Origin of the sequence: Actinoplanes sp. NPDC000266 (assembly GCF_042899005.1) — a bacterium.
In the GTDB taxonomy this organism is placed as follows: domain Bacteria; phylum Actinomycetota; class Actinomycetes; order Mycobacteriales; family Micromonosporaceae; genus Actinoplanes.
This window is the reverse complement of record NZ_JBIAZI010000010.1, coordinates 177294-190801: the sequence shown is the minus strand read 5'-3', so window position 1 is coordinate 190801 and position 13508 is coordinate 177294. Positions and strand designations below refer to the sequence as shown.

Below are 13508 nucleotides of genomic sequence, written 5' to 3'. Positions count from 1 at the left end.
TGCCGATGCGAGAAGTCGGTAAGTGGCCCATCGTCCCGCGTCCCAGTTTCCCCACCTCATCCCTGACGAATGAACGCGCAACCATTGCCTCAACGCAGTGAGACCTCTAACTTCCTCGATTAGGAAACTTTCTTTCCTGGAGGACTCATGCGCGGATTGAAACGCCGTCTCGTTGCTGTGGCCGCCCTGGCCGCGGTGGGGGCCACGGTTGCGGCTACGCCTGCTCAGGCGGGCGGCAAGTCATACGTCAAGGTCGGGTACTTCACGCAGTGGGGTATCTATGGCCGCGATTTCCAGCTCAGCAAGGTGCAGAGCTCCGGCGCCGCCGCGAAGCTCACGCACCTCAACTACGCGTTCGGGCCGGTGACGGCGGACGGGGTCTGTGCCAGCGCCGACCCCTGGGCCGACTGGCAGACCAGCTTCGACGACGCGCACAGTGTGGACGGCGTCGGGGATGTGGCGGGGCAGCCCATCGCGGGCAACCTCAACCAGCTGGCCGAGCTCAAGAAGAAGAACCCCAAGCTGCGCGTGCTCATCTCGCTCGGCGGGTGGACCGGATCGGCGTACTTCTCCGACGCCGTCCTGACCGACGCCTCGCGCAAGAAGCTCGTCAGCTCCTGCCTCGATCTCTGGATCAAGGGCAACCTGCCCGGCCTGCCCGCGGGGGTCGCCGCGGGGATCTTCGACGGGGTCGATCTCGACTGGGAGTGGCCCGGGTCGGAGGGCAACGCCGGCAATGTCATCCGTCCCGAGGACAAGCGGAACTTCACCCTGCTCACGGCCGAGTTCCGGGCTCAGCTCGACAAGCTTTCCAGGACCACGAGGCACCAGTACGACCTGACGGCCTTCCTGCCCGCGGCACCCGCCAAGATCACGGCTGGCTTCGAGGGCGACAAGATCTTCAAGTACCTGGACTTCGGGACCGTGCAGGGGTACGACTTCCACGGCTCCTGGGAGAATCGCGCCAACCAGCAATCCGCCCTATTTGTCCCGCGCAACGCACCTGACAATCCCGACTTCTCAGTGGATGTCGCCATAAACGCGTGGATCAAGGCCGGCGCGCCGAGGCAAGACCTGGTCCTGGGCCTGCCCTACTACAGCCAGGGCTGGACAGGCGTCACGAACCAGAACAACGGCCTCTTCCAGCCGGCCACTGGTCCCGCCCCGGGAATCTTCGCGGCCGGCACGGAGGACTACAAGACGGTCAAGACGCTGCCCAATTTCAAGATCCACCGGGATCTACGAAGCGGGCACGCCTGGCTCTTCGACGGCACGACCTTCTGGACGTACGACGACCCGGCCCAGATGATCCAGAAAGCTCTCTACATCCGGGCCAAGGGCCTGGGCGGCGCGATGATGTGGTCACTCGACGGTGACGACGCGAACGCGTCACTCACGAAGGCGGTTTCCGCCGGTCTGCGATAAGCCGTTCGGCGCACGACCGAAACCGCTCGGCGCACGGTGATCGCCCGATTTGACCCCTCCTCGTTAGCGTGACGTACAGCACAAGCGCTGATGAGGAGGGGCCATGGCGGAACCTGAAGCCAAAGAACCCGAGAGCAAGCCCCGCACCGACAGCAGTCCCTGGAACTGGCTCCTTCTCATCCCGATCGTGGTGCCGGTCCTGACGTTCCTCTACAACCACGACGAGCCGCGGCTGTTCGGCTTCCCGGCCTTCTACTGGATCCAGTTCCTGTTCATCCTGCTCGGCGTCGGCACGACGACGATCGTGTACCAGATGACGAAGCGGGGACGCCGGCCATGAGCGACCACATCACCGAGATCGTCGTCTTCACGCTGCTCTTCCTGCTGGTCAGCGGCATGGGCTTCGTGGCCGCCCGCTGGCGCGCCCCCAAGGACATGGCCCACCTCGACGAATGGGGCCTGGGCGGGCGCAACTTCGGCGGCTGGATCACCTGGTTCCTCGTCGGCGGTGACCTCTACACGGCGTACACCTTCGTCGCCGTACCCGCGCTGATCTTCGGCGCCGGCGCGGCCGGGTTCTTCGCCGTGCCGTACACCATCATCATCTATCCGATGTTCTTCCTGATCCTGATCAGGCTCTGGTCGGTGTCGCACCGGCACGGTTTCGTGACCCCGGCCGACTTCGTGCGCAGCCGGTTCGACTCCCCCACGCTGGCCCTGGTCGTCGCGATCACCGGCATCGTCGCCACCATGCCGTACATCGCCCTCCAGCTCATCGGCATCGAGGCGGTCCTCAAGACCATGGGCGTGACCGGCGACAGTGTGCTCGCACGGCATGCGCCCATCATCATCGCGTTCGCCATCCTGGCGGCGTACACCTATCAATCGGGTCTGAGGGCCCCGGCCCTCATCGCCTTTGTCAAGGACGCGCTGATCTACATCGTCATCCTGGTGGCGGTGATCTACCTGCCGACGAAGCTGGGCGGGTGGGGCAGCATCTTCGACGCGGCCGAGGCCAAGTTCACGGCCAGCCCGAACCCCAACGACGGCATCACCCTCAACGCCAACAACCAGCTGCAGTACATCACCCTCGCGGTCGGCTCGGCGCTGGCGCTGTTCCTCTACCCGCACAGCATCACCGGCGTGCTGGCCAGCAAGAACCGCAACGTGATCAAGCGGAACATGTCGGCCCTGCCGGCCTACAGCTTCCTGCTCGGCCTGCTCGCGCTGCTCGGATACGCGGCCATCGCGTCCGGCGTGAAGCCGCTGCCGGGCGCCACCGCGGGCACCGTCGACAGCAACACGGTCGTGCCGCTGCTGTTCGACATGCAGTTCCCGGCCTGGTTCGCCGGGGTCGCCTTCGCCGCGATCGGCATCGGCGCGCTCGTGCCGGCCGCCATCATGTCGATCGCCGCGGCCAACCTGTTCACCCGCAACATCTACAAGGAATACCTGCGCAAGGACGCGTCACACGCCGACGAGGCCCGCGTCTCGAAGATCACCTCGCTGGTGGTGAAGGTCGGCGCGGTCGCCTGCATCGTCTTCCTCGATCCGCAGTTCTCCATCGACCTCCAGCTCATCGGCGGTGTGATCATCCTGCAGACCGCTCCGGCGGTGGCGCTCGGCCTGTTCACCCGGTGGCTGCACCGGGGTGCGCTGATCGCCGGCTGGGTGGCCGGCATGGGCCTGTCGATGTGGATGTTGTGGCAGATCCCGAACCCGGCCACGAAGCGCGCCCACTTCGGCGGGTCGGCGTTCCCGCTGTCCGAGTTCGGCTTCGACACCAAGCGCACCATCTACGTCGGCTTCGTCACGGTGATCGTCAACCTGCTGATCGCGGTCATCGTCACGCTGATCCTGCGGGCCGCCAAGACCCCGGCCGGCGTCGACGGCACCACCAAGGACGACTACTTCGCCGACGAGGGCGACCCGCGCGTCGACCGCGACCTCACGACCGTCGAGACGCCGTCGTCCACATAAAATGACCAGGGACTGGGTTCAATGGCACGAGGAGTACGGGATTCCCGGCTCCTCGTTGTCCCGCCGCTTGGCCGTTGTGCAGGACCACATTCGGTACGCTCTCGGCAAACGCGTGATCAGCATGTGCGCCGGCGACGGCCGCGACGTTCTTCCCCTGCTGCCGGCGGATGCCCGAGCCCTATTGGTCGAGCTGGACCCTTCGCTGGCACGACGGGCGATGGGTCAAACCAACGTTTCCGTACGGATTGAGGACGCCGGCACGATCGACGCGTACCTTTCCTTCGGCCCGGCCGACCTCGTGCTCGCCTGCGGTGTCTTCGGGAACATCAGCCCGGACGACGTCCGCCGCACCATTCAGGCCCTGCCGATGCTGCTGGCCCCCGGCGGCCGGGTCGTCTGGACCCGGGCCGGCGACGAGAGCGCATTCGTGCGCGCCTGTTTCGCCGAGTCGGGCTTCGACGAGGTCGCCTTCACCGAGCCCGCCGACGCCCGTTTCCGGGTGGGCACGCACCGGTTGTCGGCGGCTCCGACACCACCGATTCCCGGCACGCGCCTCTTCCGGTTCCTGAATCAATCGTCCGTGTAGAGGCAGAACGGATGCCCGGCCGGGTCGAGCATCACCCGTACCGTCTCCTGGGGTTGATAGCCGGCTTCCTCCGCGCCCACCGAAATGGCGTGCGCGACGGCCTCCTCGAGGTCGTCGACCTCGATCTCCAGGTGCATCGACATCTGCGGCTTGCCCGCTTCGGCCGGCCACACCGGCCGTACGTATTGCTTCTCGGTCTGGAACCCGAGGTTGTATCCCGCGTTGTCGGACGGCGCGACCGCACCGCCCAGACCGTTGTCCGCCGGGTAGAAATTCCAGCCGAGCAGCCGCGAGTAGAAGCGTCCCAACTCCACCCCGTCCGGCGCGTCCAGGGTCACACCCCACCACTGCTTACGGCTCCTGAGCGGCACAAGCAACTCCCCTCTGATTCTGCTCCCACTCCATTCAAGCGATAGATCCGGCCCAGCGCGACCGGATCAGCTATATGCGGACTCCCCTTGCAAATCAAGATCATCAATGGTAGGGCGGAGATGGCGGTACATTCACCCGGACGCCAGATACTAAGATCAATTGTTTGCAGGAATGTCAAAGTCCTATGTAGTTCCTCTTCGCGATAGGCCATCCGGTCAACTTCTCGTAACTGATCGACGTGTCGATCGATCCGCTCGCTACCGTCTGCCGAGCGTAACCTGCGTCAAGGCCGCACTACGAGGAGTGACTGATGAGCGAAGATGTCTGGCTTGCTGCCCGCCTCATTCCCACGTCGGGAATCAATGGGGCCGATGAGCAGGAACGGCGAGCTACGTCGGCTCTCCTAGCCGTGATGAGTGCCGTGCGGGAGTTCGGCCGAGCGTTGACCCAGCCGATCGGCGCCCCGGCCGGGACCGTGCAGACCTACATCGAGGTTCCCTTCAAGCTCGGGGATGGCAAGTTCTTCCCAGACGGGCTCATTCGGATCACTCGCGGGCAACGTCAGTGGACGGCACTCGTCGAGGTAAAGACGGGCAGCAATGAGCTCCGCGTCGACCAGCTCGAGCACTATCTCGACATCGCACGAGAACAGGGCTTCGATGCCCTCATCACCATCTCCAATCAGATCCCGCCCGTACCGGGGCAACATCCCACCGCTGTCGACAAGCGGAAGCTGAAGAGGGTTGCACTCCACCATCTGCCGTGGTCGGAGGTGCTTACGGCAGCCGTCATGCAGAAGGAGTATCGCGGCGTCGCCGATCCCGATCAGGCCTGGGTCCTGGGTGAACTGATCCGCTACCTGGAACATCCCCGGTCGGGTGCACTGGAGTTCAGTGACATGGGCTCCAGCTGGGTTCCGGTAAGAGAGTCCGTCAATGCGGGCACCCTTCGAGCTGCCGACCCAACGGTGGCAGAGGTTGCGGGAAGGTTCGACGCCCTCGTACGTTTCGCCGGCCTTAAGCTCGGCCGACAGTTGGGCACGGAAATCGTTCCGGCCCTTGCACGTAGAGAGCTGGCTGACCCATCGATCCGGACCCAGGCTCTTGTCGCGCAACTAGCGACCAACGGCACGATGACCGCCGCCCTTCGTATACCAGGCGCGGTCGGCGCGCTTTTCGTGACTGCTGATCTACGAGCAGCGAAGATCACGTGCCACGTTGATGTCGAGGCGCCGCGAGAAGGCCGCCAGACCACGCGCGTCAATTGGTTGGTGCGACAACTCAAGCACGCACCGGAGACGCTCCGCTTGGAGTCTTTCGCGGCATACTCACGTGGCGCCGGCAGCGCTGAGTTACTCAAGACCGTCCGTGAGGAACCGGGTCGCCTCGTCGGCGAACCTTCAAGGGAACTGAAATCCTTCCGGGTGGCTGCCAACTCCGCGGCCGGCACTAAGCGCGGAACTGGGCGAGGATCCTTCATTGATTCAGTGCTTGGGGCCATCGACGACTTCTATGAACAGGTCATTCAGAACCTCAAACCGTGGATGGCCGCACCCCCGAAGCTGCGCGCCCCCGAAGAGGTGATCGAGTCGGAGCCAGTCGCCGCAGCACTTGTATCGACGGCGATCTCTTCCCAGGACGGTCCACAGCCGCAAGAGTCTGCTGCCGATCCGGCTCCGCACTCCCCATAGCGGGCGCTACAGGGGCGTCGCCTACGGTCGGGTCATGATCGAGAGGAAGGCGCGGGTCGCGACATCGGCGATCTTCGCGGCGCACGGGGCTGTCACCGGGACGTTCGCGGCGCGGGTGCCGTGGGTGGCCGACCACGTCGGGGTCGGGCCGGGCGGGCTCGGGCTCGCCCTGCTCATGCCGGGGGTGGGCGCGCTCATCGCGATGCCCCTGTCGGGGCGGCTCGTGCATCGGTTCGACCTGCGTTCCCTCGTACGTCTCCTCATGCTCTGCTGGTGTGCCGCGCTCCTGCTTCCGGCGCTGCCGACCTCACTGTGGGCGCTCTGCCTGTGCCTGATCGTCTACGGGGCGGCGGCCGGTGTGGCCGACGTGGCGATGAACGCGCACGCCGTGCTGGTCGAGGAGCGCTACGGGCGATCGGTCATGTCGGGCTTCCACGGCTGGTGGAGCATCGGCGGCCTGGCCGGCTCGGCCGTGGCCGTGCTCGCGACCCGGGCCGGCCTGTCCGCGCCCACCCACTTCCTGATCACCGTGGCCGCGCTGTTCGTGATCGTGCTGACCGCGTCGATGTGGCTCATCCCGCACCGGCCCGCGCCCGAGCTGGAGGAACCGCCGGCGTTCGCGCTGCCCACCGGCCGGGTGCTGACGATCGGCCTGATCGGCCTGTGCGCGGTCTTCGCCGAGGGGGCCAGCCTCGACTGGGCCGCCGTGTACGTCCGCGACCTGCTGCACCACCCGGCCGCCACCGCCGCCGCCACCGTCTCGATCTTCTCGGTGTGCATGGCCGCGGCCCGCTTCGGCGGCGACTGGGTCGTACGTCAACTGGGCCCGGTGACCACGGTCCGCATCTCGGGGGTGTGCGCCACCGTGGGCGCCCTGACGATCGTCCTGGCCGAACCGGTGGCGCTGGTCATCGCCGGTTTCGGCCTGCTCGGCATCGGCATCGCGGTGGTGGTCCCGCTCGTGTTCGCGGCCGCCGCCCGCACCGAGAGCAGCCCCGGCAAGGGCATCGCCGGGGTGGCCGGCATCGCGTACGGCAGCGGTCTCATCGCCCCGGGCATCATCGGCGGCATCGCCCACGTGTCGTCGCTGACGGTGTCGTTCGGCGTCATCGTGGCGCTGATGGTCGTCATGACGCTGGGCGCGCAGGTGCTCCGGGCGCGCTCAGCGGAGCCGCGGCTCCAGTAGGGCGGCCACCTCGATGGCGCGGCTGCGGGCCTGGCCGGACGCCTCCACCGTCCACACCTCGGACAGCACGCCCATCACGAATCCCCAGGCCACGACCCGGTCCACCGGTTCGAGCGCGGACAGCCGCTCGATCCGCGCCGGCACCAGATCGAGCAGCGCCGGATCGTGCCGCTCCGGATCGGGGTTGTAGAGCATCGCCCCGCAGTCGAAGCCGGGGTCGCCGATCAGCGGCGACGGGTCGATGGCGAGCCACGGTTCGCGCTCGGCCCGCAGAACGTTGCCGTGGTGCAGGTCGCCGTGCAGCACGGTCTCGCGCGGCGCGTCCGCACAGAGATCGTCGAAGAGCTCGGCCGCCTTGTCGACCATCCGCTGAGGAATCGGCCCGTCCGGGCCATAGCGCTCGAAACCCCCACGCAGGGTGCGCAGGTGCGGCAGGGTGCATTTTTCCGGAGGTACGACGTGGAGCAGCTCCGCCGCCTCCACAAGCACCGAAGTGGCGGCCGCGTCGTCGTCGAGCGCGGCCACAGGCGTACCCGGAAGGGCTTGCTCGATCAACAACGCACCGCGAGCCGCGTCCTCGGCCAGAAGCCGCACGGCGCCGCGCCCATCGAAGATCCGCAGGGCTTCGGCCTCACCGTCGAGGTGCCCGTCCGGGACGCCGAGTTTGAGAACGCCCCCGCCTTTCACGGTCGCGACCCAATGGAACGTCATCGGCAGAAGCTCGTCGACGTCGACGCCCCATTCGCGGGTCACTTCGTCGATCAGCGCCGGCAACCCGTCGAGCCAGCGTTCGCCTTCCGCGCCCCAGTTCTCGACAATGTTGCGCCGAAAGCTCACTGCTCGGCCGTGGAGATTTCGCGGGCTTCCTGAGCCGTACGCCGCAATCCCACCCACCCCTGCGTCTCGGAAAGCTCGAGCTGCTTGGCCGCCTGAACGAAAACAGCTTCCCGCTCCGGCTTGTCGTAGTCGCCGAGCCGGTGCCGGAAACGGGCCCATTCCGCTTCGAGCTGCACGAGTGTCTCGATGTACCGGATCCAGTTGTCGTGCCACCGGAAAAGCGTCCGGAGCCCGGTCAGCACCACGACGAGTCCACCCAGGACAGCCGGCACGCGGGCATCATCGGTGAAGGCGACACTGGCCGGAATGGCCGCCGCGAACACGATCAGCAGAGTCTCGGAAACCTGATAAGACCGACGAGCCGTCCGGGCGTACGCCAGATAGCGCTCCCGCGCGACCCGATAGACCTCGGCCGCACTGACGTCGTCATCCCCTTGCGTCATGCGGAACAGTATCCATCGTCGATCCGCCCCCGAATCGCCCGAGCCAGAGCCTGACTCGACGGTCCTGAGCCGGATAAGTGACAAGGCCTTGCCCGGCCGCGGAGGCTGTCCCACCGTGGACGTGTGGCAACACCTGCGGAGCAAGCAGGTCCAGGCGAAGGCGTCACGCCTGAACCCGATGCCACACAGCCTCCGAAGGGCGAGAGCTGGATCGGCTGGATGATCGGCGGGCTCCTCGGATGGTGCGTGGCCAACTCCGTGATCCTGGCCATCACGGCGTCGTTCATGGGGCTCTCGGAAGAGGAGTCCAAGGAGTTCGTCACACGCTACTTCTGGTGGTTGTTCTTCGCGGCGCCCGTGATCCTGGGCGTCCTGGGCGGGGCCTATTGGGGAATCGCGCGCTGGCTGCAGACCCGCCGCGACCGGCGCCGGCGACATCAGATCATCCTCGCCGAGCGCGTCATGGCCCTGCAGCACATGGTGCGGGAGGCGCAGGAGGTGTCACGGGAGTTGGAGCGCTACCTGGTGGACCGGCTGACCGCCATGGAAACCCTGAACGCCCGGGTGGACGAGCAGCAACAGCTGGCCGGCCTCACCACCGACCAGGTCGAGGCCCTGGACCGCCGCCTGGCCCGCCGATTCGTCGGCGAGCGCCGCTCCGGCTTCATCCAGCAGATCGTCTTCCTGGTCGTGGCGTTCCTGCTCGGCTTCATCGTCAACTGGCTGTCCGGCCCCGCCCTCGATGTCCTGAAGGGCTGGACGTCATAGCCCGGAACCAGTGGCGACGACCTCAGCCACCGGCTCCGGCACGGTCGGTCAGTCGTCCTCGTCGGTCAGTTCGGCCAGCAGCTCGGCCGCGTCGCTGTTGCCGGCGTCGGCCAGGCGGCGCAGTTCGCCGGTGTCGCCGCGCTCGCTGGCCAGTTGCACGAGCTCGTCCACGGCGGCGCCGCTGCCCGCGTCGGCGAGCCGGCGCAACTCGGCCATGTCGCCGCGTTCCCCCGCCAACTCGACCAGCTGATCGACCGCGTCCCGGTCCCCGGTGGCGGCCCGCTCACGCAACTCCGACAGCTCAGAATCCGTCATGGCTGTTCAGCCTAGGCCGATCGCGCGAGGGCGTCCGGCCGTACGACGTGAATGAAAGGGCTTCAGGCGTGCCGTGACTCCAGTACGGCCAGGTCGCGCTCGGCGTAGCGACGATGCTCCCACTCCTCGTTGAGCACGGTCAGCAGGCACTCCCGTACGGGAAAAGTCTCGTTGGGCGGAGGCCAGCCCAGACCCTCGGCCGGCTTGGTGTCGGACGCCAGCAGCTCCTCGGTGAGCCCGTCGATGACCCGCCGCACGGTGGCCATGCGGTCGAGCCGGAGCGCGAGCGCCTCGTCGAGCGAAGGCCGGGCCGCCCGATCGCGGGGAACGCCCGGAGTGTCCTCCATGCCGTCCCACGGCAGCGACAGCGGATGCCACGGGGACCGCTCGCCGAGCATCGCCCGCGACACCCATGACTCCTCGGCGAAGGCCAGATGCCGCAACGTCTCGATGAACGACCATTCGCCGTCCACGGACTCGTGCAGCATGGCCTCCGGCAGCCGCCGCGCCCGCTCGACGGTCCCGGCCCACCGCGTCTCGACCAGATCCCAGGCCTCACGAAAGCCGTCCGGCTCCGTGGGCCGCATCTTCACCCGTTCGGGTTCCCGGCGATCCATTTCCGCCTGTACGAACGGAGCGACGTCCACGCCGTTGATCACCAGCGATTCGACCTCGCCGTTGATGTCGACCCTTCCGATGTACACGCCCCGCATGGTCACGTCGTAGAAGTTGACCTCCCGGAACCGGCTGCCGGCCAGATCGACGTCCCGCAGCTCGGCGCCCTTGAGATTGACGTGCTGGAAGCGGGAGCCACTCAGATCTCCCTCGAAGTCAGCCATGCCCGCACGCTAGCCCCAGTTCCGGACGAAAGCCTTCCTGAAACGGCTCACCGAAGCTCGTATTCGAAACGCTCGACCCAGCCGGAAGATCGATCCTGCTCGACCACCCGGTCGAGAATGTCCCGGATCCGATCGAAGAGATCGTCGCCCAATCGCCGCCGGCTGATGTCCGCGTCCCGCCAGATCAGGCACACGGGCCGCTCGACATTCGCGGAAAGCGCGTCCCACAGGGCGCTGAGGTTGCGCCCGTGATAGGGCCCGAGGTCGAGGGCACCGGCCACCGCGCGGTGAAAATCGAGCTCGGACCCTATGTCGGCCCCTTGTATCTCTCCAAGCACAATCGCTCCAGAGGGCTCAGCGCAGGTGGGCCGTTTCGTTGACCGTGCGGACCGCGATGTTTCCGTCGGGCCAGATGTCCATGGTGGAGACGCCGGCCGCGTCCAGGAACAGGCGGTGGAGGAAGGCGTCGGAGGCCGCCAAGGCGTCTCGCAGGATCAGCTTGATCGGGGTCACGTGGGAGACCAGGACGACCACGCCGCTCGGGTAGGAGTCCAGGACCGCCTGCAAGGCTCCCCGCACCCTCTTGGCCACGGCCTGGAAGGACTCGCCGCCCGGCGGGGCCACGCTCGTCTTCTCCAGCCACGCTGCCATCTCGGCCGGCCAGCGGTCGTTCACCTCGGCGAAGGTCAGGCCCTCCCAGTCGCCGAAGTCGCACTCGATCAGGTCGGGGATCACCGTCACGGGAACACCGCCGACCTCGGCCGAGATGAGCTCGGCCGTGCGCACGCACCGGCTCAGCGGTGAGCTGACGATGGCCGTGACGTCCCTTGAGATGCCGGCCACCCGGCCGCCGGCCGCCATGGCCTGGGCCTCGCCCTCGTCGGAGAGGGGCACGTCGCCCCGGCCGGAATAGCGGCCCTCCTTCGTCAGGGCCGTCTCGCCGTGGCGGACCAGGATGAGGCGGGTGGCGTTGTCCAGGGACGGGGGCGCCCAGGAGCGCGGGGCCGGAACAGCGGAGGAGGCGACCAGATCTTCCACCACGACCTCGCGCACCGGCTTGCCCGCGGCCTCGTCCATGGCCCGGTTGGCCAGGGCGTCGGCCGCCTTGTTGCGCTCGCGGGGGATCCACTCGAACGAGACCCGCTCGAACTCGCTGACCAGGGCGGCCGCGGCGGCGGCAAGCGGGCGCAGGCCGGCGTTCTTGATCTGCCAGCGGCCGGACATCTGCTCGACGACCAGCTTGGAGTCCATCCGGACGTCGACCTCGGTCGCGTTGAGCTCGCGAGCGGCGCGAAGGCCCTCGATGAGACCCGTGTACTCGGCCACGTTGTTCGTGGTCACGCCCAGGGCGCCGTACCGCTCGACCAGCACCTCGCCCGTCGGGTGGGCGCGGACCACCGAGCCGTAGCCGGCCGGGCCGGGGTTGCCCCGGGAGCCGCCGTCGGCCTCGATCGCGACGCGCAGGCTCACAGGCCGGACTCCTTGGTGCGGACCATGATGCGGCGGCACTCCTCGCAGCGCACCACGTCGTCGGCGGCGGCCGCCTTCACGCGGGCCAGGTCGGCGCCGTACAGCTCGATGCGGCAGCCGCCGCAGCGGCCCGACTGGAACAGGGCGGCGCCGAGACCCGAGTCGAGGCGGATCTTGTCGTAGAGGGTGACCAGGTCGGCCGGCAGGTCGGCGGCCAGCGGGGCCCGCGACGACTGCTTGAACTCCTGCTCCTTGGTGATGTCGGCCAGGGTCTCGTCGCGGCGGGCCTCCGCCTCGGACCGGCGGGCCAGGGCGGCGTCGAGGCGTTCCCGGACCGAGGCCAGCGCCGACTCGGCCGACTCCTTCTGCTCCATCAGCTCGAGCTCGGCGTCCTCGAGCTCGGACTGGCGCCGGTTGAGGGTGGCCAGTTCGTGCTGGAGGCCCTCGATCTCCTTGAGGGCGCCACCGGCGTCGAGCCTTTTCTGGTCGCGGTCCTTGCGGATGCGTACCTGCTCGATGTCCTTCTCGAAGCGGCTGATGTCGCGCTCGAGGTCGTCGACGGCGACCTGGGCGCGGACCCGCTCGTCCTCCAGCGCGGAGAGCTCCCGCGACACCGTGTCGATCTCGGCGAGCTCGGGCAGCGTCTTACGCCGGTGCGCGAGCTGGGCCAGGGCGGTGTCGACGGCCTGAAGGTCGAGCAGGCGGCGCTGGGCTTCCGGGGAGGCCTTCACGGCAGGGGCTCCTTCTTTCGAAAAAGGGTCCAGGGGTCGGTGTCCAGGTCGGACACGACGACGTCGAAGCCGAACTCGCCGCGCAGCCACGCCGCGACGTCGTCGAGCCAGGGACGTTCCGTCGCCCAGTGGGCGACGTCGATCAGCGCCGGGCCTTCGCCGGCGACGTGTTCGCTCGCCGGGTGGTGACGAAGATCAGCGCAAAGGTACGCGTCCACGCCGGCCCGCGCGGCGTCGGCCAGGAAGGTGTCACCGGCGCCACCGCAGACGGCCAGGGTCCGTACGACCAATGAAGGATCTCCCGCCGACCGCACCCCGGCCGAGGTGGCCGGGAGCCGCGATGCGACAAATCCCGTTAATTCCGACAAATCCATCGGAGGGTCGAGCACGCCGATGCGCCCCAGACCGCGGCCGTCATCCCCAGGAACCAACGGTCGGAGATCTCGCAGGCCAAGGAGAACAGCCAGCGCGTCCGAAACGCCGGGATTGGCCACGTCGGCGTTCGTGTGCGCGACGTAAAGAGCGACGTCCGACCGGATCAGCCGGTGGATGATGCGCCCCTTGTACGTGTCCGGCGCGATCGACGACACCGGCTTGAGCAGCAGCGGGTGGTGGGCGACGATCAGGTCGGCGCCCACGGAGATCGCTTCCTCGGCCGTCTCGGGCACGCAGTCGACCACGCACAGGACCCGCCGGACGGGGTGGTCGAAGTCGCCCAGCACCATGCCGACCCGGTCCCAGGACTCCGCCCACTCGCGGGGATAACGCCGGTCGAGCGCGTCGATGACGTCCCGGACGGTGGGTACGGCGGCAGTGTCGGTCACGGCCGACAACTCTATCGGGCCGAAGGGGTGGAGGTGGTCAGT

Annotated in this window: 16 protein-coding genes; 7 read left to right on the top strand and 9 right to left on the bottom strand. The window is 67.7% G+C overall.

Annotation, left to right across the window (positions count from 1 at the left end; genetic code table 11):
• The first annotated feature begins 147 nt into the window (after nt 1-147).
• From ACFY36_RS36290 to ACFY36_RS36275, 4 genes are all read left to right on the top strand, one after another.
• Nucleotides 148-1425, top strand: a complete 1278-nt coding sequence (locus ACFY36_RS36290; RefSeq protein ID WP_499750422.1) for a glycoside hydrolase family 18 protein — start codon at nt 148-150, stop codon at nt 1423-1425.
• 103 nt (nt 1426-1528) lie between these two features.
• Complete coding sequence (locus tag ACFY36_RS36285) at nt 1529-1765, top strand: DUF3311 domain-containing protein (protein WP_499750421.1); 237 nt, start codon at nt 1529-1531, stop codon at nt 1763-1765.
• Nucleotides 1762-3405 carry a monocarboxylate uptake permease MctP gene (mctP, locus tag ACFY36_RS36280; RefSeq protein ID WP_499750420.1) on the top strand — a complete coding sequence of 548 codons (1644 nt, stop codon included), beginning with the start codon at nt 1762-1764 and terminating at the stop codon, nt 3403-3405. Before ACFY36_RS36285 ends, mctP begins: the two co-directional genes overlap by 4 nt.
• 1 nt (nt 3406) lies before the next feature.
• Nucleotides 3407-3991, top strand: a complete 585-nt coding sequence (locus tag ACFY36_RS36275; protein WP_499750419.1) for a class I SAM-dependent methyltransferase — start codon at nt 3407-3409, stop codon at nt 3989-3991.
• Here the strand turns inward: ACFY36_RS36275 and ACFY36_RS36270 are convergent.
• On the bottom strand, nt 3976-4362 hold the full coding sequence (locus ACFY36_RS36270; RefSeq protein ID WP_498695548.1) for a VOC family protein: 387 nt from the start codon (nt 4360-4362) through the stop codon (nt 3976-3978). The two genes, ACFY36_RS36275 and ACFY36_RS36270, sit on opposite strands and share 16 nt — an antisense overlap.
• A gap of 311 nt (nt 4363-4673) precedes the next feature.
• Here ACFY36_RS36270 and ACFY36_RS36265 point away from each other — a divergent pair, with 311 nt between their 5' ends.
• Nucleotides 4674-6053, top strand: coding sequence for a stress response protein (locus ACFY36_RS36265; RefSeq protein ID WP_499750418.1), 1380 nt, complete (start codon nt 4674-4676; stop codon nt 6051-6053).
• A gap of 34 nt (nt 6054-6087) precedes the next feature.
• The gene (locus tag ACFY36_RS36260; protein WP_499750417.1) at nt 6088-7239 is read left to right on the top strand and encodes an MFS transporter; all 1152 of its coding nucleotides are present in this window, start codon (nt 6088-6090) and stop codon (nt 7237-7239) included.
• On the opposite strand, the gene ACFY36_RS36255 is transcribed toward ACFY36_RS36260, so the two are convergent.
• Together ACFY36_RS36255 and ACFY36_RS36250 are read right to left on the bottom strand one after the other, a co-directional pair.
• A complete protein-coding gene (locus tag ACFY36_RS36255) occupies nt 7216-8076 on the bottom strand; it encodes an aminoglycoside phosphotransferase family protein (RefSeq protein WP_499750416.1) in 861 nt (286 codons plus the stop codon). The genes ACFY36_RS36260 and ACFY36_RS36255 overlap by 24 nt on opposite strands.
• The gene (locus tag ACFY36_RS36250; RefSeq protein ID WP_499750415.1) at nt 8073-8519 is read right to left on the bottom strand and encodes a DUF4231 domain-containing protein; all 447 of its coding nucleotides are present in this window, start codon (nt 8517-8519) and stop codon (nt 8073-8075) included. The genes ACFY36_RS36255 and ACFY36_RS36250 overlap by 4 nt, the downstream gene beginning before the upstream one ends.
• Before the next feature lie 246 nt (nt 8520-8765).
• Between ACFY36_RS36250 and ACFY36_RS36245 the strand changes: the two genes are divergently transcribed.
• Nucleotides 8766-9287 (top strand): hypothetical protein, encoded by a 522-nt coding sequence (locus ACFY36_RS36245; RefSeq protein ID WP_499750414.1) that lies wholly within the window; start codon nt 8766-8768, stop codon nt 9285-9287.
• Nucleotides 9288-9335: 48 nt separating this feature from the next.
• On the opposite strand, the gene ACFY36_RS36240 is transcribed toward ACFY36_RS36245, so the two are convergent.
• The 6 genes from ACFY36_RS36240 to ACFY36_RS36215 form a co-directional block, all read right to left on the bottom strand.
• The gene (locus ACFY36_RS36240; RefSeq protein ID WP_499750413.1) at nt 9336-9602 is read right to left on the bottom strand and encodes a hypothetical protein; all 267 of its coding nucleotides are present in this window, start codon (nt 9600-9602) and stop codon (nt 9336-9338) included.
• Between the two features lie 62 nt (nt 9603-9664).
• Entirely contained in the window at nt 9665-10441 is a 777-nt protein-coding gene (locus ACFY36_RS36235; RefSeq protein WP_499750412.1) for a DinB family protein, read from the bottom strand.
• A gap of 47 nt (nt 10442-10488) precedes the next feature.
• Nucleotides 10489-10779 (bottom strand): barstar family protein, encoded by a 291-nt coding sequence (locus tag ACFY36_RS36230; RefSeq protein ID WP_499750411.1) that lies wholly within the window; start codon nt 10777-10779, stop codon nt 10489-10491.
• Nucleotides 10780-10795: 16 nt separating this feature from the next.
• Nucleotides 10796-11911 (bottom strand): bifunctional RNase H/acid phosphatase, encoded by a 1116-nt coding sequence (locus tag ACFY36_RS36225; protein ID WP_499750410.1) that lies wholly within the window; start codon nt 11909-11911, stop codon nt 10796-10798.
• On the bottom strand, nt 11908-12642 hold the full coding sequence (locus tag ACFY36_RS36220; RefSeq protein ID WP_499750409.1) for a zinc ribbon domain-containing protein: 735 nt from the start codon (nt 12640-12642) through the stop codon (nt 11908-11910). Before ACFY36_RS36220 ends, ACFY36_RS36225 begins: the two co-directional genes overlap by 4 nt.
• Nucleotides 12639-13466 (bottom strand): Nif3-like dinuclear metal center hexameric protein, encoded by an 828-nt coding sequence (locus ACFY36_RS36215; protein WP_499750408.1) that lies wholly within the window; start codon nt 13464-13466, stop codon nt 12639-12641. The genes ACFY36_RS36220 and ACFY36_RS36215 overlap by 4 nt, the downstream gene beginning before the upstream one ends.
• Nucleotides 13467-13508: the final 42 nt, after the last annotated feature.

Excerpts from the sequence above, each read along its gene's own strand:
- ACFY36_RS36290 (WP_499750422.1), top strand. The coding sequence starts at position 148 with ATGCGCGGATTGAAACGCCGTCTCGTTGCTGTGGCCGCCCTGGCCGCG.
- ACFY36_RS36285 (WP_499750421.1), top strand. The coding sequence starts at position 1,529 with ATGGCGGAACCTGAAGCCAAAGAACCCGAGAGCAAGCCCCGCACCGAC.
- mctP (WP_499750420.1), top strand. The coding sequence starts at position 1,762 with ATGAGCGACCACATCACCGAGATCGTCGTCTTCACGCTGCTCTTCCTG.
- ACFY36_RS36275 (WP_499750419.1), top strand. The coding sequence starts at position 3,407 with ATGACCAGGGACTGGGTTCAATGGCACGAGGAGTACGGGATTCCCGGC.
- ACFY36_RS36265 (WP_499750418.1), top strand. The coding sequence starts at position 4,674 with ATGAGCGAAGATGTCTGGCTTGCTGCCCGCCTCATTCCCACGTCGGGA.
- ACFY36_RS36260 (WP_499750417.1), top strand. The coding sequence starts at position 6,088 with ATGATCGAGAGGAAGGCGCGGGTCGCGACATCGGCGATCTTCGCGGCG.
- ACFY36_RS36250 (WP_499750415.1), bottom strand. The coding sequence starts at position 8,519 with ATGACGCAAGGGGATGACGACGTCAGTGCGGCCGAGGTCTATCGGGTC.
- ACFY36_RS36240 (WP_499750413.1), bottom strand. The coding sequence starts at position 9,602 with ATGACGGATTCTGAGCTGTCGGAGTTGCGTGAGCGGGCCGCCACCGGG.
- ACFY36_RS36235 (WP_499750412.1), bottom strand. The coding sequence starts at position 10,441 with ATGGCTGACTTCGAGGGAGATCTGAGTGGCTCCCGCTTCCAGCACGTC.